We start from the raw sequence: 24,955 nt of genomic DNA, 5'->3' as shown, positions 1-24,955 counted from the left end.
GCGGCATCTCGAGCGGGGACGGTACGCAGGTCAAACACCGGCGGCGGCTGCAGAAGCGGAGGCATCGGCTGCCCGGTGTGATCTAGGTGGGTATGAAAATGGTTATGGCGCAGGGGCAACACTGCGCGGCAGATGTTGAAGACTCCACACGGGCGGTCTTCGCATAGGCGAAAACCCGTGCCGGCGAACGACTACCGGTCAGCTGCCCTTGTTGATCGTGTTGCTCTGGCCGATCTTGTCCACCTTGGGGTCACCGTCCTTGTAGGTGATGGTGTTGTTCATCCCCAGCACGGTGATGCGCGTGTTCACCTTGTCGAACGTGATCTTGTTGTTGGTGCCGCTCACGGTGGCCGTCTCGCACGTGCCGGTGATGGTCAGGTTGTTGTCCGAGCCGCCGACGTTCAGCGACTTGCCGCTGGCGCAGTCCAGGGTGGCGGTGGTGCCCATCGACCCGTAGTTGATCGTGTTGCCGATCTCGATGGACGCGGTGGTGCTCGCCCCGCCCGATCCCGTCGTCGGCGCGGCGCCCGCGCTGGTCGTCGCGCTGCTCTTCGTGGTGGTCGTCGAGGACCCCGCCGGCGGGTTGGCCGTCGAACTGCAGCCGGCCAGCACCAGGGCGGCGGCGGCCGGTGTCATTGCGAGCACGGCCAGGCGCAGCGAGCGGTCACGGATGTAGGCGGGCATAGTTCCTCGATTCCCCTCGATCGGATGATGTTGTGCTGCCGCGGTTTAGGCCGGCACCTGCTGGAGCCGGTTGGTCATGCCCAGTTCGCGGCCGCGGTCCCACAGGGCGGGCTGACCACTCTTGTAGAACACCGTCTGGTTGTAGCCGTACACGGTGATGTCGTGCGACACCGAGTCGGCGACGACGGTGTTCGACGAGCCCATCACCGTCACGGCGTAGCAGTTGCCGAGCGCGGTGACGGTGATGCCGCTGCCGTTGACCATCAGCGTGGCGTCGTTGCAGTCGATCGTCTGCTCGATGTCCTGCCCGATGACGTGGGTGTCGCCGTTCTTGGCCTGCGCGACCCACGGTGGGGCGGCGACGCCGGCGACCACGGCGATGAGACAGGTGGCCAGTGACCCGGCGACCGTAGTCCACTTCACTGCGGGCCCCCTTTTGGACGGGTCGGCTGCTCGAAACGAGGCAAGCATGACATTACGTGCATTTGCCTGCCCGATGGCAGACTTTATTTTCCGTTGCCGGGCGCGCATATCGCCTCCGGGAGATTAATCTCTGAACTGGCGTCAACTAGAGTCATTAGTTAACCGCAACCCGTTCACGCAATCGAAGGGCGACGCCATGGCAGCTCCACCGGATCCGCCGTCGGCGGTCGGGCGCCAGCGCGCGGGGCGGCCCGCCTCCCGTCCGGCCAAGCTCAGCCGGGACGGGATCATCGACGGCGCCTTGACGTTCCTGGACCGCGAGGGCTGGGACGCGCTGACCATCAATGCGCTGGCCTTGCAGTTGGGCACCAAGGGGCCGTCGCTGTACAACCACGTCGACAGCCTGGAGGACCTGCGGCGCGCGGTGCGGATCCGCGTCATCGACGACATCATCACGATGCTCAACCGGGTCGGCCAGGGCCGCGCCCGCGACGACGCGGTGCTGGTGATGGCCGGTGCCTACCGCAGCTACGCCCACCACCACCCGGGCCGCTACTCGGCCTTCACCCGGATGCCGTTCGGCGGTGACGATCCCGAGTACACCGCCGCGACCCGCGGCGCGGCCGCCCCGGTGATCGCCGTACTGTCCTCCTACGGTCTGGACGGCGAGGCGGCCTTCCACGCGTCGCTGGAGTTCTGGTCCGCCCTGCACGGCTTTGTTTTGCTGGAGATGACGGGTGTGATGGACGAGATCGACACCGACGCGCTGTTCTCCGACATGGTGCTGCGGCTGGCGGCCGGCCTGGAAAGGCGCACCGCCGCCGATGGCGCACGCTACTAGTTCAATGATGGCGACCCGCTGCGCCCGGCTCCGCCGCGCTTGCGATCGCCACTAGTCCCATGGTGGCGGCCCCCAGCCCCCGGCCGGCGCCGACGTCGCTTTGACCTGCGAGACCGGCGGCGGGTATTGTGGTCCCTCGTGCCTGGCGGCTTACGGCGCCTAACCGTAAGGGAGTGAATGCCGGGCGAATTCGCGTGTCCACGGAGCATCGGACCAAGTCCGGTGCGCAGCGCATGCGACACACCCGGACGCGGGGTGATGCGCCCGGACATAACTGCAGTACACAGACTTGAAAACGCTAGAAGTATGCCGAACACGAACACAGAAAGCCGGTAGATGCCAACCATTCAGCAGCTGGTCCGCAAGGGTCGCCGCGACAAGGTCGCCAAGGTCAAGACCGCGGCCCTGAAGGGCAGCCCGCAGCGCCGTGGCGTATGCACCCGCGTGTACACCACCACCCCGAAGAAGCCGAACTCGGCGCTTCGGAAGGTCGCCCGCGTGAAGCTGACGAGCCAGGTTGAGGTCACCGCCTACATCCCCGGCGAGGGCCACAACCTGCAGGAGCACTCGATGGTGCTGGTGCGCGGTGGTCGTGTGAAGGACCTGCCCGGTGTCCGGTACAAGATCATCCGCGGTTCGCTCGACACCCAGGGTGTCAAGAACCGCAAGCAGGCTCGCAGCCGTTACGGCGCCAAGAAGGAGAAGAGCTGATGCCGCGCAAGGGGCCCGCGCCGAAGCGTCCGTTGGTCAATGATCCGGTCTACGGCTCGCAGCTGGTGACGCAGCTGGTGAACAAGGTTCTGCTGGACGGGAAGAAATCGCTGGCCGAACGCATTGTTTATGGAGCGCTCGAAAACGCCCGGGAAAAGACGGGTACCGATCCCGTGATCACTCTCAAGCGCGCAATGGACAACGTCAAGCCCTCCCTCGAGGTGCGCAGCCGCCGCGTCGGTGGCGCTACGTACCAGGTCCCCGTCGAGGTGCGTCCGGATCGCTCCGTGACGCTGGCCCTGCGTTGGTTGGTCAGCTTCTCCAAGCAACGCCGCGAGAAGACCATGGTCGAGCGGCTGGCCAACGAGATCCTGGATGCCAGCAATGGCCTCGGTGCCGCCGTCAAGCGGCGCGAGGACACCCACAAGATGGCCGAGGCCAACCGCGCCTTCGCGCACTATCGCTGGTAGGGGCTCCAACCGCGTCATGGCAGGGTGGCCGGGCGCAAAGCGACAGCGAATAACCAAGCAATCGAAAGAGTGGGAAGACTTCTGTGGCACAGAAGGACGTGCTGACCGACCTCACCAAGGTCCGCAACATCGGCATCATGGCGCACATCGACGCCGGCAAGACGACGACGACCGAGCGCATCCTCTATTACACCGGTATCAGCTACAAGATCGGTGAGGTGCATGACGGCGCCGCCACCATGGACTGGATGGAGCAGGAGCAGGAGCGGGGGATCACCATCACCTCCGCGGCTACCACCTGCTTCTGGAAAGACAACCAGATCAACATCATCGACACCCCCGGGCACGTCGACTTCACCGTCGAGGTGGAGCGCAGCCTGCGCGTGCTCGACGGTGCCGTGGCCGTCTTCGACGGCAAGGAAGGTGTCGAGCCGCAGTCCGAGCAGGTCTGGCGGCAGGCCGACAAGTACGACGTCCCGCGCATCTGCTTCGTCAACAAGATGGACAAGATCGGCGCCGACTTCTACTTCTCCGTGAGGACCATGGAGGAGCGCCTCGGCGCCAACGTCATCCCTATTCAGCTGCCCGTCGGCTCCGAGGGTGACTTCGAAGGCATCGTCGACCTGGTCGAGATGAACGCCAAGGTGTGGCGCGGTGAGACGAAGCTGGGCGAAACCTACGACACCATCGACATCCCGGCCGAGCTGGCCGAGAAGGTCGAGGAGTACCGCACCAAGCTGCTCGAGGCCGTTGCCGAGACCGACGAGGCGCTGCTGGAGAAGTACCTCGGCGGCGAAGAACTCACGGTCGAGGAGATCAAGGGCGCCATCCGCAAGCTGACCATCAGCTCGGAGGCCTACCCGGTGCTGTGCGGCAGTGCGTTCAAGAACAAGGGCGTGCAGCCGATGCTTGACGCCGTCATCGACTACCTGCCCTCGCCGCTGGACGTGCCGCCGGCCGTCGGCCACGCACCGGGCAAGGAGGACGAGGAGATCACGCGCAAGCCGTCCACCGACGAGCCGTTCTCCGCGCTGGCGTTCAAGGTCGCCACCCACCCGTTCTTCGGCAAGCTGACCTACGTCCGGGTCTACTCGGGCAAGGTCGACTCCGGCAGCCAGGTCATCAACGCCACCAAGGGCAAGAAGGAGCGGCTGGGCAAGCTGTTCCAGATGCACTCCAACAAGGAGAACCCGGTGGAGACGGCTTCGGCCGGGCACATCTACGCGGTGATCGGCCTCAAGGACACCACCACCGGCGACACCCTTAGTGACCCGAACCACCAGGTCGTGCTGGAGTCGATGACCTTTCCCGACCCGGTCATCGAGGTGGCCATCGAGCCCAAGACGAAGAGCGACCAGGAGAAGCTGAGCCTGTCGATCCAGAAACTCGCCGAAGAGGACCCGACCTTCAAGGTCCACCAGGACTCCGAGACCGGCCAGACCGTCATCGGCGGGATGGGCGAGTTGCACCTGGACATCCTGGTGGACCGGATGCGCCGCGAGTTCAAGGTCGAAGCCAACGTCGGTAAGCCGCAGGTCGCCTACAAGGAGACCATCAAGCGGACGGTGGAAAAGGTCGAGTTCACCCACAAGAAGCAGACCGGTGGCTCCGGCCAGTTCGCCAAGGTGCTGATCAGCCTCGAGCCGTTCCACGGCGAAGACGGTGCGACGTACGAGTTCGAGAACAAGGTCACCGGTGGCCGCATCCCGCGTGAGTACATCCCATCGGTCGACGCCGGTGCGCAAGACGCCATGCAATACGGTGTCCTGGCCGGCTACCCGCTGGTGAACTTGAAGGTCACCCTGCTCGACGGGGCCTTCCACGAGGTCGACTCGTCGGAAATGGCGTTCAAGATCGCCGGTTCCCAGGTGCTGAAAAAGGCTGCGCAGCAAGCGCAACCGGTCATCCTGGAACCAATCATGGCCGTCGAGGTCACCACGCCCGAGGACTACATGGGCGACGTGATCGGCGACTTGAACTCCCGCCGTGGCCAGATCCAGGCCATGGAGGAGCGGAGCGGTGCGCGCGTGGTCAAGGCGCATGTGCCGCTGTCGGAGATGTTCGGCTACGTCGGCGACCTGCGGTCCAAGACCCAAGGCCGGGCGAACTACTCCATGGTCTTCGACTCGTACGCCGAAGTGCCGGCGAACGTGTCAAAGGAGATCATCGCGAAGGCGACGGGCCAGTAACGGCCAGCGGAGTAATCTTGCCGGGTCATTGGAATGCCTTGGGCGCGGCACAACTGAAAACACCAACACTGCTTTAACAAGCACCAACTAGTCCAGGAGGACACAGAAGTGGCGAAGGCGAAGTTCGAGCGGACGAAGCCGCACGTCAACATCGGGACCATTGGTCACGTTGACCACGGCAAGACCACGCTGACCGCGGCTATCACCAAGGTTCTGCACGACAAGTACCCCAACCTGAACGAGTCCCGCGCGTTCGACCAGATCGACAACGCACCCGAGGAGCGTCAGCGCGGTATCACCATCAACATCTCCCACGTGGAGTACCAGACCGAGAAGCGTCACTACGCGCACGTCGACGCCCCGGGTCACGCCGACTACATCAAGAACATGATCACCGGTGCGGCCCAGATGGACGGCGCGATCCTGGTGGTCGCCGCCACCGACGGCCCGATGCCGCAGACGCGTGAGCACGTGCTGCTGGCCCGTCAGGTCGGTGTGCCCTACATCCTGGTCGCGCTGAACAAGGCCGACATGGTCGACGACGAGGAGCTGCTTGAGCTCGTCGAGATGGAGGTCCGCGAACTGCTGGCCGCCCAGGAGTTCGACGAGGACGCCCCGGTGGTGCGGGTCTCGGCGCTCAAGGCGCTCGAGGGCGACGCCAAGTGGGTCGAGTCCGTCGAGCAGCTGATGGAGGCCGTCGACGAGTCCATCCCGGACCCGGTCCGCGAGACGGAGAAGCCGTTCCTGATGCCCGTCGAGGACGTCTTCACCATCACCGGTCGTGGCACGGTGGTCACCGGTCGTGTCGAGCGCGGCGTGATCAACGTGAACGAGGAAGTCGAGATCGTCGGTATCAAGCCGACCAGCACCAAGACCACCGTCACGGGTGTGGAGATGTTCCGCAAGCTGCTCGACCAGGGTCAGGCCGGCGACAACGTCGGGCTGCTGCTGCGTGGCATCAAGCGTGAGGACGTCGAGCGCGGTCAGGTCGTCGTGAAGCCCGGCACCACCACGCCGCACACCGAGTTCGAGGGCAGCGTCTACATCCTGTCCAAGGACGAGGGCGGCCGGCACACGCCGTTCTTCAACAACTACCGTCCGCAGTTCTACTTCCGCACCACCGACGTGACCGGTGTGGTGACGCTGCCGGAGGGCACCGAAATGGTGATGCCCGGTGACAACACCAACATCTCGGTGAAGCTGATCCAGCCCGTCGCCATGGACGACGGTCTGCGCTTCGCGATCCGTGAGGGTGGCCGCACCGTCGGCGCCGGCCGGGTCGTCAAGATCATCAAGTAGTTCGAACCGCCGCAAAGCCCGGATTGCCGACTCGGCAATCCGGGCTTTGTGCTTTGGTAGCGGCGCCGGCCCGGACAGACGCGGGGAAATCATGCGGCGACGGCTCCGGCTGGTTTAGGATTTGCTCATAATTCTCCTGACCGTAGCGTTGCGGGGAGGTGTCGATGTCGTTCGTTCAAACGTCGCCCGAATTCGTCGCGGCTGCCGCGGGGGACCTGGCCAGCATCGGGTCGACGATCAGCTCTGCCAACGTGGCCGCGTTGGGTCCGACATCGGGCGTGCTGGCCCCCGGCGCCGACGAGGTGTCTGCGAGTATCGCCGCACTCTTCGATGCGCACTCCCAGGTGTATCAGGCGCTCAGCGCCCAGGCGGCCGCGTTTCACAGCCAGTTCGTCCAGCTGATGAATGGCGGTGCGGCGCAGTATGCCTTCGCCGAGGCCGCCAACACCTCGCCCTTGCAGACCGCGGCGGCCCCGGCGTCGATGGCCGCACAGGTGCCGGCGGTGAGCGCCGGTGCCGTGGGTACTGCCGCGCCGACCGCGCCCGCGGGACCCCTGGCGGCGGCGGTCGCGCCGGCAGCGGCCGCGGCTTCTCCGGTACCGGCCGGCACGCCGGTCGCGGCGGCTCCCGCGGGATCGGCCACGCTGGCCTCGTCCACCATGCCGGCCGGCGCGGCGCGGGTGGTGACGCCGGCCTACGCTCCGGCGAGTGGGCCGGCCACCGTGCAGCCGGCGGCGTCGGTCGCGACGCCGGCCGGAACTACCGCCGCGCCGATGCAGACGGCAGTGCCGCCGCAGACCTCGCCGGCCTCCACGATGCCGGTGTCGGCGCGTACCGCTGCGCCCACCCCGGCCGCGGCGCAGCCGGCACACCCGGCGCAACCGGCGGGCGCGCCGGTCAAGCGGGTGCCGATCGTGCCCACCGAATCGGTGTAGGGGACCGGACGCGGTTTGCGCGTATCGCGTTCGTCGGGACACCCTTAGCGCTAATCTGACACGGATTCGCCAGTAAGCCGAGGAGGGTCATGTGTTAGCGCGCTACCTGAAGGCACAGTTGGTGGTTTTGCTGTGCGGCGGCCTGGTCGGACCGATCTTCCTGATCGTGTACTTCACCCTCGGGCTCGACAGCCTGCTGCAGTGGATGTTCTACGTGGGCCTGCTGATCACCGTCGCCGACGTGCTGATCGCGCTCGCCCTGGCGAACTACGGCGCCAAGTCGTCGGCAAAGGTGGCCGCGCTCGAGCAGAACGGGGTGCTGGCGCTCGCCCAGATCACCGGGATCACCGAGACGGGGACGTGGGTCAACAACCAGCAGGTCGTCAAGGTGCACCTGCACATCGCGGGCCCAGGACTCCTGCCGTTCGACAGTGAGGACCGGGTCATCGCCAGCGTCACCCGGCTCGGCAACCTCAACGCCCGCAAGGTGGTGGTGCTGGTCAACCCCACCACCAGCGAATACCGAATCGACTGGGAGCGAAGCGCTTTGGTCAACGGCCTGGTTCCCGCGCAGTTCACGGTGGCCGAGGACAACCAAACCTACGACCTGAGCGGGCAGGCCGGCCCGTTGATGGAGATCCTGCAGATCCTCAAGGCCAACAACGTTGCGCTCAACCAGATGGTCGACATCCGGTCGAACCCGGCCCTGCGCGCCCAGATACAGGCGGTGGTGCGCCGCGCGGTCGAACAGCAGGCCCCCGCCGCGCAGCCGGCGCCGGCCGGGGCGCCCGCGGCGGCGGTCGTCACACCGCCCGAACCGTCGATCGCCGCACGGCTGCAGGAGCTGCAGGATCTGCACGTCAGCGGGGCACTGACCGACGCCGAATACACCAGCCGGCGCGCGGCGATCATCGCCGACATCTGACGGCCCGCCCGGCTGCGCCGGGTGAATTAGAACACGTTTCAGTTGCGCTGCTAGCCTGGCTTGGTCTAACGGCGGTCGAAGGGGTTACACGTGGCTGAACAGGCGGGATCACTGCAGGGACGGGTCGCATTCATCACCGGGGCCGCCCGCGGGCAGGGGCGCTCGCACGCGGTGCGGCTGGCCCGCGAGGGCGCCGACATCATCGCGCTGGACATCTGCGCGGCGGCATCGGCCAGCGTGACGTACACGCCGGCCACCCGCGAAGACCTCGACGAGACCGCGCGCCTGGTGGAGAACGAGGGCCGCAAGATCCTTACCCGCGAGGTCGACGTCCGCGACGATGCCGCGCTGCGCGATCTGGTGGCCGACGGGATCGAGCAGTTCGGCCGGCTCGACATCGTGGTGGCAAACGCGGGAGTGCTGAGCTGGGGCCGCATCTGGGAGCTCACCGACGAACAGTGGGACACCGTCATCGGTGTCAACTTGACCGGCACCTGGCGCACGCTGCGCGCCACCGTGCCCGCCATGATCGAGGCGGGAAACGGCGGATCCATCGTCGTGGTCAGCTCGTCGGCGGGCATCAAGGCCACCCCGGGCAACGGCCACTATTCGGCCAGCAAACACGGACTCACGGCGCTGACCAACACGCTGGCGATCGAGCTCGGCGAATTCGGCATCCGGGTCAACTCCATCCACCCGTACTCGGTGGACACCCCGATGATCGAGCCCGAGGCGATGATGGAGATTTTCGCCAAACATCCCACCTTCGTGCACAGCTTTCCGCCAATGCCGGTGCAGCCCAACGGGTTCATGGCGGCCGACGAGGTGGCCGACGTGGTGGCCTGGCTGGCCGGCGACGGCTCGGGCACCCTCACGGGCACTCAGATCCCCGTGGATAAGGGTGCCCTAAAGTACTGACCGGCCATCGTGCTAAGAACTCCACGTGAGTAGTGACGCAAGCGCGAACAACGGAATCGTGATCGTCGGCGGCGGATTGGCCGCCGCCCGCACCGCCGAGCAGCTGCGGAAGTCGGCGTATTCGGGGCCCATCACGATCGTCAGCGACGAGGTGCACCTGCCCTACGACCGCCCGCCACTGTCCAAAGAGGTGTTGCGCAAGGAGGTCGACGACACCGCGCTCAAACCGCGGGAGTGGTACGACGAGAACGACATCACCCTGCGACTGGGGTCGGCCGCGAGCAGCCTGGACACCGCGGCGCAGACGGTGACGCTGGACGACGGGACCACGCTGGGCTACGCCGAACTCGTCATCGCCACGGGCCTGGTGCCCCGGCGCATCCCGGCGATCCCGGATCTCGAGGGCATCCGCGTGCTGCGGACCTTCGACGAAAGCATGGCGCTGCGCAAGCATGCGTCGGCGGCCCAGCGTGCCGTCGTCATCGGTGCCGGGTTCATCGGCTGCGAGGTGGCGGCCAGCCTGCGCAGCCTGGGCGTGGACGTGGTGCTGGTGGAGCCGCAGCCGACACCGCTGGCCGCGGTGCTCGGCGAGCAGATCGGCGAGCTGGTGGCCCGGCTGCACCGCGCCGAAGGCGTCGACGTCCGCCTCGGGGTCGGGGTGACGGAGGTGCGTGGCGACTCGCGCGTCGAGGCGGTGGTGCTCAGCGACGGCACCGAACTGCCGGCCGACATCGTGGTCGTCGGCATCGGGTCGCGCCCGGCGACCGAATGGCTCGAGGGCAGCGGGATCGAGGTCGACAACGGCGTCATCTGCGACGAGGCCGGACGCACCAGCGCACCGAATGTGTGGGCGCTCGGTGACGTCGCCTCGTGGCGGGACGCGACGGGACATCAAGGGCGCGTGGAACATTGGAGCAACGTCGCCGATCAGGCCCGTGCCGTCGTGCCCGCGATGCTGGGCCAGGACGTGTCGCCGGTGGTGGTCGTCCCCTACTTCTGGAGCGACCAGTACGACGTCAAGATCCAGTGCCTGGGCGAGCCGGAGGCCGACGACATCGTCCATGTCGTCGAGGACGACGGCCGCAAGTTCCTGGCCTACTACGAACGCGACGGCGCCCTGGTCGGGGTGGTCGGCGGCGGGATGCCGGGCAAGGTCATGAAGGCCCGCGCCAAAATCGCCGCGGCGGTGCCCATCGCCGAAATGCTGGGCTGACAGGGTCTTTCGCGCTCGCGGCTAGCCGACGGCAGCCGCGTACCGGTCGCTGGGGATCTCAGTGTTGAGGATCACCGTGGCGAGCTGCTCGGTGATACCCGGCGCGGTGACGATCGTCGACGCGGAGCTGTGGGTGTGCGGGTTGCCCTGCGCGTCGGTGAGCTGCGCTCCGGCCTCGCGGGCGATCAGCGTCCCCGCTGCGGTGTCCCACGGTTTGTTGGACATCATCACGCAAGCGTCCACGGCGCCCTCGGCGACGAAGGCGAGGTCGAGCGTCGCCGCCCCGATCATCCGGATGCGCTCGACGCGGGGCACCAGCTCGGTGGTGAGCGCCAGCCGGTGCTGATTGAGCCGGCCGGCGTCGTGGCCGACGGCGTAGTCGCCGAGGGACACGATGGCGCCGCTGAGGCTGTCGGTGGCGCTGGCGGTGATCCGTTGCCCGTTGACGAACGCGCCTTTGCCTTCGATGGCGTGGTAGGTCTTGCCGAGCAGGGGAGCGTGGGTGACGGCCACCACGGTGCGCCCGGCGTGTAGCAGGGCCAGTGATACCGCGCACAGCGGCAGGCCGTGGACGAAGTTGGACGTTCCGTCGATGGGGTCAAGAACCCAGAGCCACTCGGACGTTTCGATCTCCGGCTGCTGCTCGGACTCTTCGGCCAGTAGCGCGATATCGGGTGTGGTCTGGGCGAGGTAGGCGGCGATGTCGCGCTGGATTGCGAGGTCGACGTCGGTGACGGTGTCGCGGTCACCCTTGTGCTGCACCGAGCTCGGCTGCGACTTCTTGAGCGTGGTGGCGCCGATTTGTGTTGCCTGCCAGGCTATTTCGAAAAATTCTTGCATTGTCTTCATGGGACAGGTCTGCCTCGCTTCCGGTGTTGGCGTGCGTTCGGCGTTTGTCGAGCATAAGGGATCGGCGAATTGGCGTCGCGCGCGCCCCACTGAACACCGGAAAATCGAAAGCACTTAGACCGTCAAGATTTTCGCTCGTGTATCCCGTCTGCCTGGAAGGTTCGGCGCGAATTGGGCATACGCCACAGTCGAATTCGAGGGTGATACACCTCACGGGAAGCACTTGTTCGGAAAGTTCATCGGGGGCAGGGTCGCGGCACTGTAGCCGGTGTCACACAATTGCCATCACCAGCGACGCCAAACGCATTGTGCTGGAAACCCGTAACTCCGAGCCATGACGAATTTTGCTGCCCCGACATATACCGCCGCACTCGGTGCACCGCTTGCCGAGCTTGGCTACTGTCTGCAGGCGAGCGATGTTGGGGACCTTTTCACAACGCAGTGGGTTGGCTGAACCGCCCGGCCTGCGGGCCGCCGCTGAATCATCGTTCCTTTCCCAGATAACCCAGTAACCAACTTGAGCAGGCAGGTGATTGGCAAGTGACAGTGATTGATGAGATATACAGCTCGCCCAGCGCGATTCCGACCGTCGCACTCAATGACGAGGCGAAGATGCCTGTACTTGGCTTGGGGGTAGCCAAGTTGTCCGACGAGGAGACGGAAAGCTCGGTACTCGCGGCGCTGGAGGCCGGCTGTCGCCTCATCGACACCGCCGCTTCCTACGGGAACGAGGAAGCCGTCGGCCGCGCGATCGCCGCCTCGGGCATTCCCCGCGAGGATTTGTTCGTCGCCACCAAGTTGGGCACCTCGAAGCAGGGCTTCCACACCGCCCAGGAGTCGTGCAAGGCGAGCCTGGACCGGCTCGGGCTGGACTACCTCGACCTCTACCTGATCCACTGGCCGGCGCCGAAGCTGGGCAAGTACGTGGAGAGCTTCGAGGGCATGAAGGTCGCCCGCGACGAGGGGCACGTCCGCTCGATCGGCGTCTGCAACTTCACCGAGGAACTGCTGGCGACGGTCATCGAGGAAACCGACGAGGTGCCGGCCGTGAACCAGGTCGAGTTGCACCCGCGGCTCAACCAGGCCGACCTGCGCCTGGCCCACGCCGAGCACGACGTGCAGACGCAGTCCTACAGCCCGCTGGGTGTCGGCAAGATGCTCGAGAACCCGACGGTGACTTCGATCGCCGCCGAGTACGGCCGCACCCCCGCCCAGGTACTGGTCCGGTGGAACCTGCAATTGGACAACGTCGTCGTCTCGCGGTCGTCCAAGCCCGAGCGCGTCGCCCAGAACCTGGACGTGTTCGACTTCACCCTCGCCCCCGAGCACATGGAGGCCATCGAAGGATTGCATGACGGCACGCGCGTGCTGCACGATCCGATGACCTTCATGGGGACCTAGCCCCGATTTGGTCGCAGCCGGATGCCTTACCGCAGTAGGGCATTCGGCTGCACCGGGCTACCGCCAGTCCACCGGGGGGCCGTGCGGATGGCATTCGCCCAGCGTCTGCGGGACGCCGTCCGGCCAGCTGCGGGCCCGCACCACGAACCTGATCGGCGCGCCCGGGCCGTCGCGCGCGGGCTCCATCGTGAGGTGGGCGAAGGGCGAGCGGGCGTCCGCCCGGGCGGCCAGCGCGTCCGCGTGGGCGCGCACCGCGGTGCGTTCGTCGGCGGACAGATACTGCCAAGTGATCGAATGCCACAGCACGGTCAGCGCACCATCGGCCAGCGTCAGTCCGGCGACCGCGTCGGCCGCGGTGCGGCGCTCGAGTGCCGCCGGCTCCCGGCGGGCGACCTCGATGGCGCCGCGCAGGCGCGCCAGCCGGGCGGCCTGGTCGGGCCAGACATAGCTCAGTACGGTCAGTTCCCCGTCGGCGTCGCCGACGTCGATGGGCGCGATGTCGTACCCGTGCCGCGCGACGATCCGCAATTCGCGCCGGGGCGGCAGCGCGCCGCGCCATGCGTCGTCGATGATCACCGGTGAGTCCGCCGGCCCCCACTGGCCACCGGCGAAGCCGTAGCGGTAGTGGTCTGCGCGCAGGTTCAGCCCCGCACTCGAGCCGATCTCGAAAAGCCGTATGGGCAAGCCGAATTCGTGGTTGATGTGCAGTAGTCCGCCGATCAGGGCGGCCGAGCGGCCCACCTCGTTGGTCTGCGGCGGCCGGCTCAGCGCGGCGCGCAGCGCGTCGATGTGACCGGCGGCGACGTCCAGGATCTCCGGCCAGGCGGCTCTGGCCTCCCACTCACCCCCGGTGCTGGGGTAGAAGCGGCGCAACCGCGCCGCCCGGCCGTCGAGCACCAACCGGTGCAGCCCGCCGAACAACCGCAGCGGCACCGCGTCGCGCGACGGGGCATCCTCGCGCCCGGCCAAGACGGTCGCGAAGACGCCGCCGGCTTCGACGTCGCCGGCGACCAGTTCGAACAGCTCGCCGTACATCGGCGAGCCCGACGAGGCGCAGAACCTGCCCTGCGACCGCAGGGTGTGCACCAGGTGCTCGAGCGTCACCCGTGCAGCCCGTGCAGTCCGGCGCCCACAACGTCGAAGGCGTTGCCCAGGGCAACCGGCAGCGGGACGGATTCATCGCTCAGCCAGTGCTCATAGGCGGACAAGGCCACTCCGAGCATCGTCCAGGCGACGGTCTGGGGCAGCAGATCAGCGGTCTTGCAGTCCAGGCGGCGCGCCACGAACCCGGCGATCACGTCACGCCACCCGGCGTACATCGTCATCGAATACGCTTGCAGCTCAGCGGTTTGCAGGATCACCCGCATGCGCTGGCGGTGCCGGGCGGTCTCGGATTCGTCGAAGGTGTTGAACGCCAACAGTGCAGCGCGCAGCGCTTCACCCAGGCCCACGCCGGCATCGACGCTGTCGAGCAGATCGCGCAGGTGGGCAAGGTGATTGTCGAAGTCACCCCAGGGGATGGCGTTCTTGGACGCGTAATAGCGGAACAGGGTCCGGCGGGAGATGCCGGCGGCCTGCGCGACGTCGTCGACGCTCACGTCGGCGAAACCGCGGGCCGTGAACATGTCGATGGCGACGTCGGTGATGTGGTGCGGGGTGGTCGAGCGGCGCCTGCCCACCCGCGGCTGCGGCATCATCGGACCCCGCCCTTCCATTTCGGCACTCGATGCCATATTCTGGCCGCGAGTGTGACTCAGACCCCATCGTTGTCAAGACCGGACGAAAGGCAAGGCCCGTGGACCACGAGACCGAAACTGACCCCCAACTCGTCACCGAGACCCTGGTCGAAGAGGTGTCCATTGACGGCATGTGCGGGGTCTACTGACCGTGCCCGCGCCCGCGCAGGCTCGGACGGCGACGCCGTTCGATCCTGATCGCGGCTGGCGATTGCACCCGCAGGTGGCGGTTCGGCCGGAACCGTTCGGCGCGCTGCTCTACCACTTCGGTACCCGCAAGCTGTCGTTTCTGAAGAACCGCACCATCCTCACGGTGGTGCAGTCGCTGGCCGACCATTCCGACATCCGGTCCGCCTGCCGCGCGGCCGGCGTGGACGACGCCGCTCAGGCGCCGTACCTGCATGCGCTGGGTGTGCTCGTCGAGTCCAACATGCTGGTGCCCAGGAAGGACCATCAATGACCACAGCGGCCCCCGTACCCCGGCTGATCGAGCAGTTCGAGCACGGACTCGACGCGCCCATCTGCCTCACCTGGGAGCTGACGTACGCCTGCAACCTGGCCTGCGTGCACTGCCTGTCGTCGTCGGGCAAGCGCGACCCGCGCGAGCTGTCCACCCGTCAATGCAAGGACATCATCGATGAGCTGGAACGCATGCAGGTGTTCTACGTCAACATCGGTGGCGGGGAACCCACTGTGCGCCCGGACTTTTGGGAACTGGTCGACTACGCGACCGAACACCACGTCGGCGTGAAGTTCTCCACCAACGGCGTCCGCATCACGCCCGAGGTCGCCGCGCGGCTGGCGGCCAGCGACTACGTCGACGTCCAGATCTCGCTGGACGGCGCCACCGCCGAGGTCAACGACGCCGTCCGCGGACCCGGCTCGTTCGACATGGCCGTGCGTGCCCTGGAGAATCTGGCCGCGGCGGGATTCAAAGACGCCAAGATCTCCGTGGTCGTCACCCGGCACAACGTCGACCAGCTCGACGAATTCGCTGCGCTGGCAAGCCGATACGGCGCAACGCTGCGGATCACCCGGCTTCGCCCGTCCGGACGCGGCGCCGACGTCTGGGAAGAGCTGCACCCCACCGCCGACCAGCAGGTCCAGCTGTATGACTGGCTGGTCGCCAAGGGCGAGCGGGTGCTCACCGGCGACTCCTTCTTCCACCTGGCCCCGCTCGGCCAATCCGGCGCCTTGGCCGGCCTGAACATGTGCGGCGCGGGCCGCGTCGTGTGCCTGATCGACCCGGTCGGCGACGTGTACGCTTGCCCGTTCGCCATCCACGACCGCTTCCTGGCTGGAAACGTGGTGTCCGACGGTGGGTTCGACAACGTCTGGAAGAACGCCCCGCTGTTCCGCGAGCTGCGAGAGCCGCAGTCGGCGGGCGCCTGCGGCAGCTGCGGTCACTACGACAGCTGCCGGGGCGGATGCATGGCCGCCAAATTCTTCACCGGCCTGCCGCTGGACGGGCCGGATCCCGAATGCGTCCAGGGCCACAGCGCGACGGCGCTGGCACACGACCGCGAGACGCCGCGCCCCCGGGCCGATCATTCCCGCGGCAAGCGCATCCGCCAGCCGGTGCCGCTGACGCTGTCGCTGCGGCCGCCGACGGTCACGCCGGAGACGCCGCCGGCACGCATGTGTAACGAAAGCCCGGTGTGACAATGGCCGACGCATGGTTCGAGACCGTCGCCATCGCGCAGCAACGCGCCAAGCGCCGACTGCCGAAATCGGCCTACTCGTCGCTGATTTCGGCCAGCGAAAAGGGAGTCACGGTCTCCGACAACGTCGCAGCGTTCAGCGAGCTCGGATTCGCGCCGCACGTCATCGGCGCGCAGGAAAAGCGCGACTTGTCGACCAACGTTATGGGACAAGAGATTTCGCTCCCGGTGCTGATCTCGCCGACGGGCGTGCAGGCGGTGCACCCCGATGGTGAGGTCGCCGTGGCGCGGGCCGCAGCCGCCCGCGGCACCGCCATGGGGCTGTCCTCGTTCGCCAGCAAGCCGATCGAAGAGGTCATCGCGGCCAACGCCAAGCTCTTCTTCCAGGTGTACTGGCTGGGTGACCGCGACGCGATCGCGGCGCGGGTCGAGCGCGCCCGCGCGGCCGGGGCCGTCGGGCTGATCGTCACCACCGACTGGAGCTTCTCGCACGGCCGGGACTGGGGCAGCCCGTCGATCCCGGAGAAGATGGACCTCAAGACCATCGTCAAGATGAGCCCGGAGGTCATCACCAAGCCGCGGTGGTTCCTGCAGTGGGCGAAGACCATGCGGCCGCCGGAGCTGCGCGTGCCCAACCAGGGCCGCCGCGGCGAGCCCGGGCCGCCCTTCTTCCAGGCGTACGGGGAGTGGATGGGCACGCCGCCGCCGACCTGGGAGGACATCGCCTGGCTCCGCGAACTGTGGGGCGGGCCGTTCATGCTCAAGGGCGTGATGCGCGTCGACGACGCCAAAAGGGCCGTGGACGCGGGGGTTTCGGCCATTTCGGTGTCGAACCACGGTGGTAACAACCTGGACGGCACGCCGGCCTCGATCCGCGCCCTGCCCGCGGTGGCCGCGGCCGTCGGCGACCAGGTTGAGGTGCTCCTCGACGGTGGCGTGCGGCGCGGAAGCGACGTCGTCAAGGCCGTGGCGCTGGGAGCGCGGGCGGTGATGATCGGCCGGGCCTACCTGTGGGGGCTGGCCGCGGCCGGCCAACCGGGTGTGGAGAACGTGCTCGACATTTTGCGCGGCGGCATCGACTCGGCGCTGATGGGTCTCGGACTCTCATCGGTTCACGACCTCGGACCGGACCACATTCTGGTGCCGCCCGGATTCACCCGGGCGCTGGGCGCGCCCTCGGGTGGCGCGTAGCAAAAGCCTGAGTATTCCGGGCGGACATATACGGATTAAGTGACGCCGGCGCAAATCGTGATACGGGCGGGGTATCCGTGACGGACGAGCCCAGAATTCGAACGCCCAGTGAACGACCCAGAAAAAAAGTTTTTTTCAAGCTTCAACAATTGGTGCACGCCAGGTGAATTCGTCCTACCATCACCGAGTGTCCGTACTCGGCGAATTGGGAGCCGCGACGTCGAGCCAGCTATCAAGCACATCGGCGTCGGTAATGGTTCCGCTGGGGTCGACCGAGCAACACGGTCCGCACCTGCCGCTGGACACCGACACCCGGATAGCGACGGCGGTCGCCGGCGGCGCTCAAGCCCGCCTCGGGCAGGGGTGGCTGGTGGCGCCGGCCATCGCCTACGGCGCCAGCGGAGAGCACCAGAGTTTCGCCGGGACGATCTCGCTGGGCACCGAGGCGCTGACGTTGCTGCTGGTCGAGTACGGCAGGTCAGCGGCCGGCTGGGCTCGGCGCCTCGTCTTCGTCAACGGCCACGGCGGCAATGTCGAGGCGCTGAGCAGCGCGGTGGCCCTGTTGCGCACCGAGGGCCGCGACGTCGGCTGGTCCCCCTGCCTGACCGCCGGAGGTGACGCCCACGCCGGCCATACCGAAACCTCGGTGTTGCTGCACATCTCGCCGGCCGTGGTCCGGACCGAGCAGTCGGTGGCCGGCAACACCGCGCCCCTGCCCGAGTTGCTCGGGTCGATGCGTCGTGGGGGGGTCGCGGCGGTCAGCCCGGTCGGGGTGCTGGGCGACCCGACCACCGCCACCGCCGCCGAGGGCGAGCGGATCTTGGCCGAGATGGTCGACGGCTGCGTGCGCCGGGTCGCCCGGTGGCGGCCCGGGCCCGACGGGATGCTGACATGAGCGCACACCGGCTACCGGACGGGTTCGCCGTTCAGGTCGACCGCCGCGTGCGGGTGCTCGGCGATGGCTCGGCGCTGCTCGGCGGTTCGCCGACCCGGCTGCTGAAGTTGGCTCCGGCCGCGCAGGACATGCTCTCGGAAGGCCGGCTGAAGGTGCGCGACGAGCTCAGCGCCCAACTCGCCCGCACCCTGCTGGACGCCACGGTTGCCCACCCGCGGCCCGCGGGGGGCCCATCGCACCATGACGTGACGGTGATAATCCCGGTGCGGGACAACCTTTCTGGGGTGCGACGCTTGGTGAGCTCGCTGCGGGGCCTGCGCGTCGTCGTGGTGGACGACGGCTCGTCCCCCCCGGTCGAGCCGGACGACTTCGTCGGCGCGCACTGCGACATCGAGGTGCTGCACCACCACCGCAGCAAGGGCCCGGCGGCGGCCCGCAACACCGGGCTGGGGGCCTGCCGGACGGACTTCGTCGCCTTCCTGGACTCCGACGTCGCACCGCGCCGGGGCTGGCTGGAGGCGCTGCTCGGTCACTTCTGCGACCCCACGGTCGGCCTGGTCGCGCCCCGCATCGTCGGCCTGTCGCACAGCGAGAACGTGGTGGCGCGGTACGAGGCGGTGCACTCGTCGCTGGACCTCGGCGAGCGCGAGGCGCCGGTGCTGCCGCACAGCACGGTGTCCTACGTGCCCAGCGCGGCGATCATCTGCCGGTGCTCGGCGATCCGGGAGGTCGGCGGGTTCGACGAGACCCTGCAGTCCGGCGAGGACGTCGACCTGTGCTGGCGGCTCATCGAGTCGGGCACCAGGCTGCGTTACGAGCCGATCGCGCTGGTCGCCCACGACCACCGCACCGAATTGCGGGGTTGGCTTGCGCGCAAAGCGTTTTACGGCGGTTCGGCGGCTCCGCTGTCGGTGCGCCACCCGGACAAGACCGCGCCGGTGGTGATCTCCGGCTGGGCGCTGATGACGTGGATCCTGATGGCCTTCGGCTCCACCCTGTCGCGGCTGGCGTCCATCGTCCTGGCCGTGCTGACCGGCCGCCGGATCGCGCGGGCGATGCGCAGCGCCGAGACGTCGATGACCGATGTCGCGATGATCGCGGGTCGCGGCCTGTGGTCGGCGGCGCTGCAGCTGGCGTCGGCGCTGTGCCGGCACTACTGGCCGCTGGCGCTGGTGGCCGCCACCATGTCGCGCCATTGCCGGCGGGTGGTCCTCGTCGCGGCCGTGATGGACGGGGTGGTCGACTGGCTTCGCCGCCGCGACGCGATCAGTGACGACGTCGAACCGATCGGGCTGCCGACGTACCTGGTGCTCAAGCGCGTCGACGACCTGGCGTACGGGCTCGGGTTGTGGTGGGGTGTGCTACGGGAACGCAACGTACGCGCCCTGAAACCCCAGATCCGGAGTTAACCACCACCTTGACCACAGCCGCCTCGCACAGCGATGTGCTGATCGTCGGCGCCGGCAGTGCAGGATCGGTTGTTGCGGAACGTCTTTCCACCGACCCGCGGTGCGCGGTGACCGTGCTCGAGGCAGGGCCGGCGCTCGACGATCCGGGACTGCTCGCCCAGACTGCCAACGGGTTGCAGTTGCCGATAGGTGTCGGCAGTCCGCTGGTACAGCGCTACCAAACCCGCCTCACCGACGAGCCCGCCCGCCAGCATCCCCTCGTGCGCGGGGCGACGGTGGGCGGATCGGGCGCGATCAACGGCGGCTACTTCTGCCGCGCGCTGCCGCGCGACTTCGACCGCCTCGCCATCCCGGGCTGGGGGTGGCCCGACGTGCTGGACAGCTTCCGTGCCATCGAGACCGACCTGGACTTCGACGGTCCCGCCCACGGCGACAGCGGTCCCATCCAGGTGCGCCGCACGCACGAGATGACCGGCACCACCGAGCGGTTCATCGCCGCCGCCGAGCGCGCCGGCTTCGGCTGGATCGCCGACCTCAACGATGCCGCGCCAGATCAGATTTCGGGGATCGGCGCCGTCCCGCTCAACATCGTCGACGGCGTGCGGCGGGGCTCCGGCGCGGGATACCTGATTCCGGCGCTGGGCCGGCCGAACCTGAACCTGCACGCGCGGACCCGGGTGGCAAGGCTGCGTTTCGCCGGCACCGCCGCGGTGGGCGTCGACGCGGTCGGCCCGCACGGCCGGCTGACCCTGACCGCCGACCGAGTCGTGTTGTGCGCCGGTGCGATTGAGACCGCACGCCTGCTGATGGCCTCGGGGATCGGTGACGAGCCGATGCTGGCCGCCGCCGGCGTGCCGGTGGTGGCGCCGCTGCCGGTCGGCATGTCTTTCAGCGATCATGCCGAGTGGGTGCTGCCCACCGATTGGACGGTGGCCCCCGGACGGCCGGTGCTCGAGGTGGTGCTCAGCACGGCCGACGACCTCGAGATCAGGCCGTACACGGGCGGATTCGTGGCGATGACCGGCGACGGCACCGCCGGGCACGCCGACTGGCCACACCTTGGGGTGGCGTTGATGCAGCCGCGCGCCCGGGGGCGCATCACGCTGGTCTCGGACGACCCCGAGGTGGCGCCGCGCATCGAGCACCGCTACGACAGCCAGCCCGAGGATGTCGCGGCGCTGCGCAGGGGCAGCGAGCTGGCCCGCGAATTGGCCGGCGGCACAATCGATGTCGCGGCGGCCGTCTGGTCGACCTCGCAACACCTGTGCGGCACCGCACCGATGGGCGCCGACGGCGACCCGCGCGCCGTCGTCGATGCCCGGTGCCGGGTGCTGGGCATCGACAACCTGTGGGTGGTCGACGGCTCGATCCTGCCCGCGATCACTAGCCGCGGCCCGCACGCCACGATCGTGATGATCGGGCACCGGGCCGCGGAGTTCGTTCAGTGAAGCTGGACAGTGGGCGGGCCGCGATGCGATAGCCGAAGAATCGGCACCGCAGCGGCCCGCCCGACGAGGCGGCGCAAAATCATGCGGTCCACGTAGATGGCCACGACAAGTGGCTGTGCGCGCGCAGGTGTGCGTCGCGCGATCAATGCGTCGCAATATTCGTGGACGGCACGACCGCCATCTCATGCTTCGATAGCCCGTGTTCTTTTTTTGTCAGTTACCTCCTTTCACCTATCTGCGAAAGACGTTGGCAGGACGGAGGTGAACGCTGCCGCGCCCACACGAGGGAGACCGGCCATCGGCCTCCGGTGTCCTGCGGGTGCGTCGAGCACCTGGTGCGCGTCGGCATGATGGAGGCCAGGGTGGTCGTGCGGCGCGGGCCTCGCCGCGCCGCGGGCAACTCGCGGCTGGGGTATCGAACCGGCACGCTCGGTCGCCGCAGGCGCATCCATTCGGCCTCCACGATCGCCGCCGCCTCACGGAGCGCCGCGCATGCCGGTTCGACCACGCTCGTAACGCCCATCAACACCACATCCACCTCGCCGTACAGAGATGATTTGCATCTGTCGATATACATCCCTGATACCAGAAACGGCTGGCGGTTGCAAGCTTTCGCGGCGCCGTCATGCATGTTGAATCCGCTGTCGGACAACAGCATTGGTCTTGACCGAAGTGGCGCGTCAGCGGTGCGACAGCATCCGCCGCACCGGGCGTAGCTGGCGGCCGTCGCGGCCGGGCGCCCATACCCCGATCGCCACGGCGGCGACGGCGACGATCGCGGCCATCGTGATGGTGGAGGCGTGCAGGGCCGCCAGGAACGCGGACTTGCTGATGTCGGCCAGCTGCCGGCCCTGGGGCCCGAGCCGGCCGGCGATCTCCACGGCCTTGGCCAGCGAGTCGGTGGCCTGGCCGCGGACCGGCGCCGGAAATCCCGCCAGCCTGGGTGCAAGCTCGTGCGAGTAGCGGCCGGCCAGGATGGAACCGGCCACCGCGATGCCCAGCGCGCCGCCCATCTCGCGCGACGTGTCGTTCACCGCGGAGGCCACACCCTGCTTCTCGTCGGGAACCGCACCCATGATCGCCGAAGTCGTCGGCGCCGTGCATATTCCGATTCCGGTGGCGAGAATCAGAGTGGGCCAGGCGAATTCGATATACGTCGAGTGCAGGTCCAGCCCGTACATGCAGCCGAACCCGACCGCCATCAGCAGTGTGCCGACGAACAACACCAGCCGCAGCCCCAGCTTGGGCACGTACCAGAACGACAGGGCCGAGAAGATGCCCAGCGGCACCATGAACGGCCCGAAGGCGGTCGCCGTCGCCAGCGCGGAGTAGCCCATGATCTGCTGCACGTATTGCATGCCGATGTAGAAGAAGCCGAAGGTGGCGCCGAACAGGATGACGATCGCGGTCACCCCGGTGGCGAAGTTCGGGTCGGCGAACAGCCGGACGTCCAGCAGTGGTTGCCTGCCCCGCAGCGCCAGGCGCAACTCGACGGCACCGAACGCCGCGGCGATCACCGCGCCGACGACGAGGCCGCCCCACACCACCGGATCGCTCCAGCCGCGCCCGGGCGCTTCCAGGATGGCGGCCACCGCGATGGCGACCGCCGCGCCGATCAGGACCGCGCCCAGCGCATCGACCCGGGGGGCGCCCGCGTCGCGCGACGACGCGACGGTGCAGGCCAGCGCGAAGATCACCAGGCCGGCGATGCCCAGCGACCAGAAGATGGCATGCCAGTCCCAAAACCGAAGCAGCAGGCCAGAACCGAGCATGCCCAGGACGCCGCCGGAACCGGCGGTCCCGGCCCAGATGCCAACGGCCTTGGTGCGGTCCTCTTTTGGATAGGCCACGGTCAGCAGCGACAGCGTGGCGGGCATGACGAACGCGGCGCCGATCCCGGCCACCGCCCGGCCCGCGATGATCTGCGCCGGGTTGTGCAGCAGCGCCGGGGTCATCGAACCGATCGCGAACACCAGCAGTCCGGTCAGCAGCGCACCGCGCCGGCCGTAGCGGTCACCGATCGCGCCGGCCGGCAGCAGCAGACACGCCAGAGCCACGGTGTAGCCGTCGACGACCCAGTTCAGTTCCGATGCGGTGGCCGAGGTGGCCACCGCGAGGTCGCCGAGCGCGGTGTTCAGGGCCGTCATCGACGCCACCACCAGAGCGACGGCCATGCAGGCGACGGCCAGCGTCCAGTTTCGGGCGCGGAAGCTATCGCCGATGCCGATCCCGTCAGTACGCTGGTCAGTCCGGACGAGGGTTTCGACCATGCGGTTCGCCTCCTTGGGAGCATGCGAAGTTTCGAGACCAATAGTCTTGTAGGTAGACGGCTAGTCTCGTCCTCAAACAGGGAGGTGGGTCACAATCGCCACCGGGACGTCCGACCCGCGCCCCGCGAGATCGCGGGCCAGGCTGCTAGACGCCGCCGTCACGCTGCTGCGTGCCGGGGGTCCCAGCGCGGTGACGGTCGACGCGGTCACCCGCACCGCCAACGTGGCCCGGGCCACCCTGTATCGCCACTTCCCGAGCGGAAACGACCTACTGGCAGCGGCTTTCAACAGCCTGATCCCGGCGTCGCCAACCCCGCCCGCCGAGGGTTCGCTGCGCGACCGGCTGGTCGCCGTGGTGCTGGCCCAGGCCGAATCCGTGGCCCAGGCGCCCACCGTCATGACGGCCATGTCCTGGCTGGCGCTGGGGCGCGACCTGGAGGGTCTGCCCGAGCCGCGACACAGCCACAACGCCGACAGCGCGGCAATCACCACCCTGCGCGAGCGCATCGCCCAGCAGTACGCCGAGCCCTTCGACGCCATTTTCGACAGCCCGGAGGCCGCCGAGCTGGGGGAGGTGGACCGGTCGCGGGCGATCGCCCTGCTCATCGGCCCGCTGGTGCTGGGCCGGCTGTCCACGCTGCCCGATTTCGACTACCACCAGTGCGCGCTGGCGGCCGTCGACGGCTTCTTACATGTGCAGTGCGGCAGCGCCGGCGCAGCGAACATCGAATCGGCCGGCGCCTGAGGCTCCGGCGCCAGCCGCCTCGAGGGCTGTGACCAGCGCATTTACGCCCCGGTGCTACCGTCCTCGGATCGGGTACGGTCGATTCGGCCCGAGATCGCGGCCGAATTTTGTTCGGGCCACGATCTGAGGCATACTGTTCAGGTTGCCTTGAGCCGGGTTCGCGCCTGGTCGGGCATACGACCAGCGTCCAAACGGGCGCGTCCGGTCCCATCCTTTGAGAGCGACGAATTTCGATCGCGGATGAGGCTGCGTGAGGGTGACACGCCCGACCGCGGGGGCCGGTGGACCACGACAGGTAAACAGCGGCGCAATATCCGGCGCAACGCTCGATCGGCCCAGAGTTGGCCGGCCCGATCGGCGCGCCGGTGGCACTGAGGACTATGCGAGCCCGGATACCGGGCCCCAACAGGAGTGAGGGTAGGAGAAGCGTGGCGGGACAGAAGATCCGCATCAGGCTTAAGGCCTACGACCATGAGGCTATTGACGCGTCGGCGCGCAAGATCGTCGAGACCGTCGTCCGCACGGGTGCCAGCGTTGTAGGTCCGGTGCCGCTGCCGACTGAGAAGAACGTGTATTGCGTCATCCGCTCACCGCACAAGTACAAGGACTCGCGGGAGCACTTCGAGATGCGCACGCACAAGCGGCTGATCGACATCCTCGACCCGACGCCGAAGACCGTCGACGCGCTGATGCGCATCGACCTTCCGGCCAGTGTCGACGTCAACATCCAGTAGGAGATCCA

25 protein-coding genes are annotated in these 24,955 nt (G+C 67.9%); 19 read left to right on the top strand and 6 right to left on the bottom strand.

Going from position 1 to position 24,955, the window contains the following annotated elements:
• Window positions 1-198: 198 nt before the first annotated feature.
• Entirely contained in the window at window positions 199-684 is a 486-nt protein-coding gene (locus tag A5760_RS19805) for a DUF3060 domain-containing protein (protein WP_064883873.1), read from the bottom strand.
• A gap of 45 nt (window positions 685-729) precedes the next feature.
• Window positions 730-1,107 (bottom strand): DUF3060 domain-containing protein, encoded by a 378-nt coding sequence (locus A5760_RS19800; protein ID WP_064883871.1) that lies wholly within the window; start codon window positions 1,105-1,107, stop codon window positions 730-732.
• 196 nt (window positions 1,108-1,303) lie between these two features.
• Here A5760_RS19800 and A5760_RS19795 point away from each other — a divergent pair, with 196 nt between their 5' ends.
• From A5760_RS19795 to A5760_RS19755, 9 genes are all read left to right on the top strand, one after another.
• Entirely contained in the window at window positions 1,304-1,948 is a 645-nt protein-coding gene (locus tag A5760_RS19795; RefSeq protein WP_064883870.1) for a TetR/AcrR family transcriptional regulator, read from the top strand.
• Window positions 1,949-2,284: 336 nt separating this feature from the next.
• The gene (gene rpsL / locus A5760_RS19790) at window positions 2,285-2,659 is read left to right on the top strand and encodes a 30S ribosomal protein S12 (RefSeq protein ID WP_007767794.1); all 375 of its coding nucleotides are present in this window, start codon (window positions 2,285-2,287) and stop codon (window positions 2,657-2,659) included.
• Window positions 2,659-3,129 carry a 30S ribosomal protein S7 gene (gene rpsG / locus A5760_RS19785; RefSeq protein ID WP_007767793.1) on the top strand — a complete coding sequence of 157 codons (471 nt, stop codon included), beginning with the start codon at window positions 2,659-2,661 and terminating at the stop codon, window positions 3,127-3,129. Before rpsL ends, rpsG begins: the two co-directional genes overlap by 1 nt.
• An 83-nt stretch (window positions 3,130-3,212) precedes the next feature.
• Window positions 3,213-5,318 carry an elongation factor G gene (gene fusA / locus A5760_RS19780; protein ID WP_064883868.1) on the top strand — a complete coding sequence of 702 codons (2,106 nt, stop codon included), beginning with the start codon at window positions 3,213-3,215 and terminating at the stop codon, window positions 5,316-5,318.
• 108 nt (window positions 5,319-5,426) lie between these two features.
• Window positions 5,427-6,617 carry an elongation factor Tu gene (gene tuf, locus A5760_RS19775; protein ID WP_064883866.1) on the top strand — a complete coding sequence of 397 codons (1,191 nt, stop codon included), beginning with the start codon at window positions 5,427-5,429 and terminating at the stop codon, window positions 6,615-6,617.
• A 164-nt stretch (window positions 6,618-6,781) separates the two neighbouring features.
• Window positions 6,782-7,552, top strand: coding sequence for a PE family protein (locus A5760_RS19770; protein ID WP_155764389.1), 771 nt, complete (start codon window positions 6,782-6,784; stop codon window positions 7,550-7,552).
• 91 nt (window positions 7,553-7,643) lie between these two features.
• On the top strand, window positions 7,644-8,477 hold the full coding sequence (locus A5760_RS19765) for an SHOCT domain-containing protein (protein ID WP_064883862.1): 834 nt from the start codon (window positions 7,644-7,646) through the stop codon (window positions 8,475-8,477).
• A 90-nt stretch (window positions 8,478-8,567) separates the two neighbouring features.
• The gene (locus tag A5760_RS19760; RefSeq protein ID WP_064883860.1) at window positions 8,568-9,395 is read left to right on the top strand and encodes a mycofactocin-coupled SDR family oxidoreductase; all 828 of its coding nucleotides are present in this window, start codon (window positions 8,568-8,570) and stop codon (window positions 9,393-9,395) included.
• Window positions 9,396-9,420: 25 nt separating this feature from the next.
• Window positions 9,421-10,608 carry an NAD(P)/FAD-dependent oxidoreductase gene (locus A5760_RS19755; RefSeq protein WP_064883858.1) on the top strand — a complete coding sequence of 396 codons (1,188 nt, stop codon included), beginning with the start codon at window positions 9,421-9,423 and terminating at the stop codon, window positions 10,606-10,608.
• A 21-nt stretch (window positions 10,609-10,629) separates the two neighbouring features.
• Here A5760_RS19755 and A5760_RS19750 read toward each other — a convergent pair whose 3' ends face one another.
• Window positions 10,630-11,457, bottom strand: a complete 828-nt coding sequence (locus A5760_RS19750) for an inositol monophosphatase family protein (protein WP_064883856.1) — start codon at window positions 11,455-11,457, stop codon at window positions 10,630-10,632.
• 540 nt (window positions 11,458-11,997) lie between these two features.
• Here A5760_RS19750 and A5760_RS19745 point away from each other — a divergent pair.
• Entirely contained in the window at window positions 11,998-12,858 is an 861-nt protein-coding gene (locus A5760_RS19745; protein WP_082279543.1) for an aldo/keto reductase, read from the top strand.
• 57 nt (window positions 12,859-12,915) lie between these two features.
• On the opposite strand, the gene A5760_RS19740 is transcribed toward A5760_RS19745, so the two are convergent.
• Both A5760_RS19740 and mftR read right to left on the bottom strand, forming a co-directional pair.
• Window positions 12,916-13,962, bottom strand: coding sequence for a DUF2332 domain-containing protein (locus tag A5760_RS19740; RefSeq protein ID WP_064883854.1), 1,047 nt, complete (start codon window positions 13,960-13,962; stop codon window positions 12,916-12,918).
• Window positions 13,959-14,555: a mycofactocin system transcriptional regulator gene (gene mftR / locus A5760_RS19735; RefSeq protein ID WP_196772144.1), complete on the bottom strand. Its 597-nt coding sequence runs from the start codon at window positions 14,553-14,555 to the stop codon at window positions 13,959-13,961. Before mftR ends, A5760_RS19740 begins: the two co-directional genes overlap by 4 nt.
• Before the next feature lie 98 nt (window positions 14,556-14,653).
• On the opposite strand from mftR, the gene mftA reads away from it, so the two are divergent.
• The 7 genes from mftA to mftG all read left to right on the top strand — a co-directional run bounded on the left by mftA (window position 14,654) and on the right by mftG (window position 21,198).
• The gene (gene mftA / locus A5760_RS19730; protein ID WP_064883852.1) at window positions 14,654-14,743 is read left to right on the top strand and encodes a mycofactocin precursor MftA; all 90 of its coding nucleotides are present in this window, start codon (window positions 14,654-14,656) and stop codon (window positions 14,741-14,743) included.
• Entirely contained in the window at window positions 14,728-15,054 is a 327-nt protein-coding gene (mftB, locus tag A5760_RS19725; protein ID WP_196772143.1) for a mycofactocin biosynthesis chaperone MftB, read from the top strand. The genes mftA and mftB overlap by 16 nt, the downstream gene beginning before the upstream one ends.
• A complete protein-coding gene (gene mftC, locus A5760_RS19720) occupies window positions 15,051-16,256 on the top strand; it encodes a mycofactocin radical SAM maturase (protein WP_064883848.1) in 1,206 nt (401 codons plus the stop codon). The genes mftB and mftC overlap by 4 nt, the downstream gene beginning before the upstream one ends.
• A gap of 2 nt (window positions 16,257-16,258) precedes the next feature.
• Window positions 16,259-17,446: a pre-mycofactocin synthase MftD gene (gene mftD / locus A5760_RS19715; protein ID WP_064883846.1), complete on the top strand. Its 1,188-nt coding sequence runs from the start codon at window positions 16,259-16,261 to the stop codon at window positions 17,444-17,446.
• A gap of 163 nt (window positions 17,447-17,609) precedes the next feature.
• Window positions 17,610-18,341 (top strand): mycofactocin biosynthesis peptidyl-dipeptidase MftE, encoded by a 732-nt coding sequence (mftE, locus tag A5760_RS19710; RefSeq protein ID WP_064883844.1) that lies wholly within the window; start codon window positions 17,610-17,612, stop codon window positions 18,339-18,341.
• The gene (gene mftF / locus A5760_RS19705) at window positions 18,338-19,750 is read left to right on the top strand and encodes a mycofactocin biosynthesis glycosyltransferase MftF (RefSeq protein WP_064883842.1); all 1,413 of its coding nucleotides are present in this window, start codon (window positions 18,338-18,340) and stop codon (window positions 19,748-19,750) included. Before mftE ends, mftF begins: the two co-directional genes overlap by 4 nt.
• An 8-nt stretch (window positions 19,751-19,758) precedes the next feature.
• Window positions 19,759-21,198 carry a mycofactocin system GMC family oxidoreductase MftG gene (gene mftG / locus A5760_RS19700; protein WP_064883840.1) on the top strand — a complete coding sequence of 480 codons (1,440 nt, stop codon included), beginning with the start codon at window positions 19,759-19,761 and terminating at the stop codon, window positions 21,196-21,198.
• Between the two features lie 680 nt (window positions 21,199-21,878).
• Here the strand turns inward: mftG and A5760_RS19690 are convergent.
• A complete protein-coding gene (locus A5760_RS19690) occupies window positions 21,879-23,468 on the bottom strand; it encodes an MFS transporter (RefSeq protein ID WP_064883836.1) in 1,590 nt (529 codons plus the stop codon).
• A 142-nt stretch (window positions 23,469-23,610) separates the two neighbouring features.
• Here A5760_RS19690 and A5760_RS19685 point away from each other — a divergent pair, with 142 nt between their 5' ends.
• Window positions 23,611-24,213 carry a TetR/AcrR family transcriptional regulator gene (locus A5760_RS19685; protein WP_064883834.1) on the top strand — a complete coding sequence of 201 codons (603 nt, stop codon included), beginning with the start codon at window positions 23,611-23,613 and terminating at the stop codon, window positions 24,211-24,213.
• 428 nt (window positions 24,214-24,641) lie between these two features.
• Complete coding sequence (gene rpsJ, locus A5760_RS19680; protein WP_003873519.1) at window positions 24,642-24,947, top strand: 30S ribosomal protein S10; 306 nt, start codon at window positions 24,642-24,644, stop codon at window positions 24,945-24,947.
• Window positions 24,948-24,955 lie beyond the last annotated feature (8 nt).

Source organism: Mycobacterium colombiense (assembly GCF_001665835.1).
Classification (GTDB): Bacteria; Actinomycetota; Actinomycetes; order Mycobacteriales; family Mycobacteriaceae; genus Mycobacterium; species Mycobacterium colombiense_A.
The sequence above is the reverse complement of the archived record's forward strand: the minus strand, read 5'-3'. Positions and strand labels throughout refer to the sequence as shown.

What these genes read in the sequence shown, in the direction of transcription:
- A5760_RS19805 (WP_064883873.1), bottom strand. Translation starts at nt 684, where the DNA reads ATGCCCGCCTACATCCGTGACCGCTCGCTGCGCCTGGCCGTGCTCGCA.
- A5760_RS19770 (WP_155764389.1), top strand. Translation starts at nt 6,782, where the DNA reads ATGTCGTTCGTTCAAACGTCGCCCGAATTCGTCGCGGCTGCCGCGGGG.
- rpsG (WP_007767793.1), top strand. Translation starts at nt 2,659, where the DNA reads ATGCCGCGCAAGGGGCCCGCGCCGAAGCGTCCGTTGGTCAATGATCCG.
- mftD (WP_064883846.1), top strand. Translation starts at nt 16,259, where the DNA reads ATGGCCGACGCATGGTTCGAGACCGTCGCCATCGCGCAGCAACGCGCC.
- A5760_RS19750 (WP_064883856.1), bottom strand. Translation starts at nt 11,457, where the DNA reads ATGAAGACAATGCAAGAATTTTTCGAAATAGCCTGGCAGGCAACACAA.
- A5760_RS19795 (WP_064883870.1), top strand. Translation starts at nt 1,304, where the DNA reads ATGGCAGCTCCACCGGATCCGCCGTCGGCGGTCGGGCGCCAGCGCGCG.
- mftC (WP_064883848.1), top strand. Translation starts at nt 15,051, where the DNA reads ATGACCACAGCGGCCCCCGTACCCCGGCTGATCGAGCAGTTCGAGCAC.
- rpsL (WP_007767794.1), top strand. Translation starts at nt 2,285, where the DNA reads ATGCCAACCATTCAGCAGCTGGTCCGCAAGGGTCGCCGCGACAAGGTC.
- mftR (WP_196772144.1), bottom strand. Translation starts at nt 14,555, where the DNA reads ATGATGCCGCAGCCGCGGGTGGGCAGGCGCCGCTCGACCACCCCGCAC.
- mftF (WP_064883842.1), top strand. Translation starts at nt 18,338, where the DNA reads ATGAGCGCACACCGGCTACCGGACGGGTTCGCCGTTCAGGTCGACCGC.
- A5760_RS19690 (WP_064883836.1), bottom strand. Translation starts at nt 23,468, where the DNA reads ATGGTCGAAACCCTCGTCCGGACTGACCAGCGTACTGACGGGATCGGC.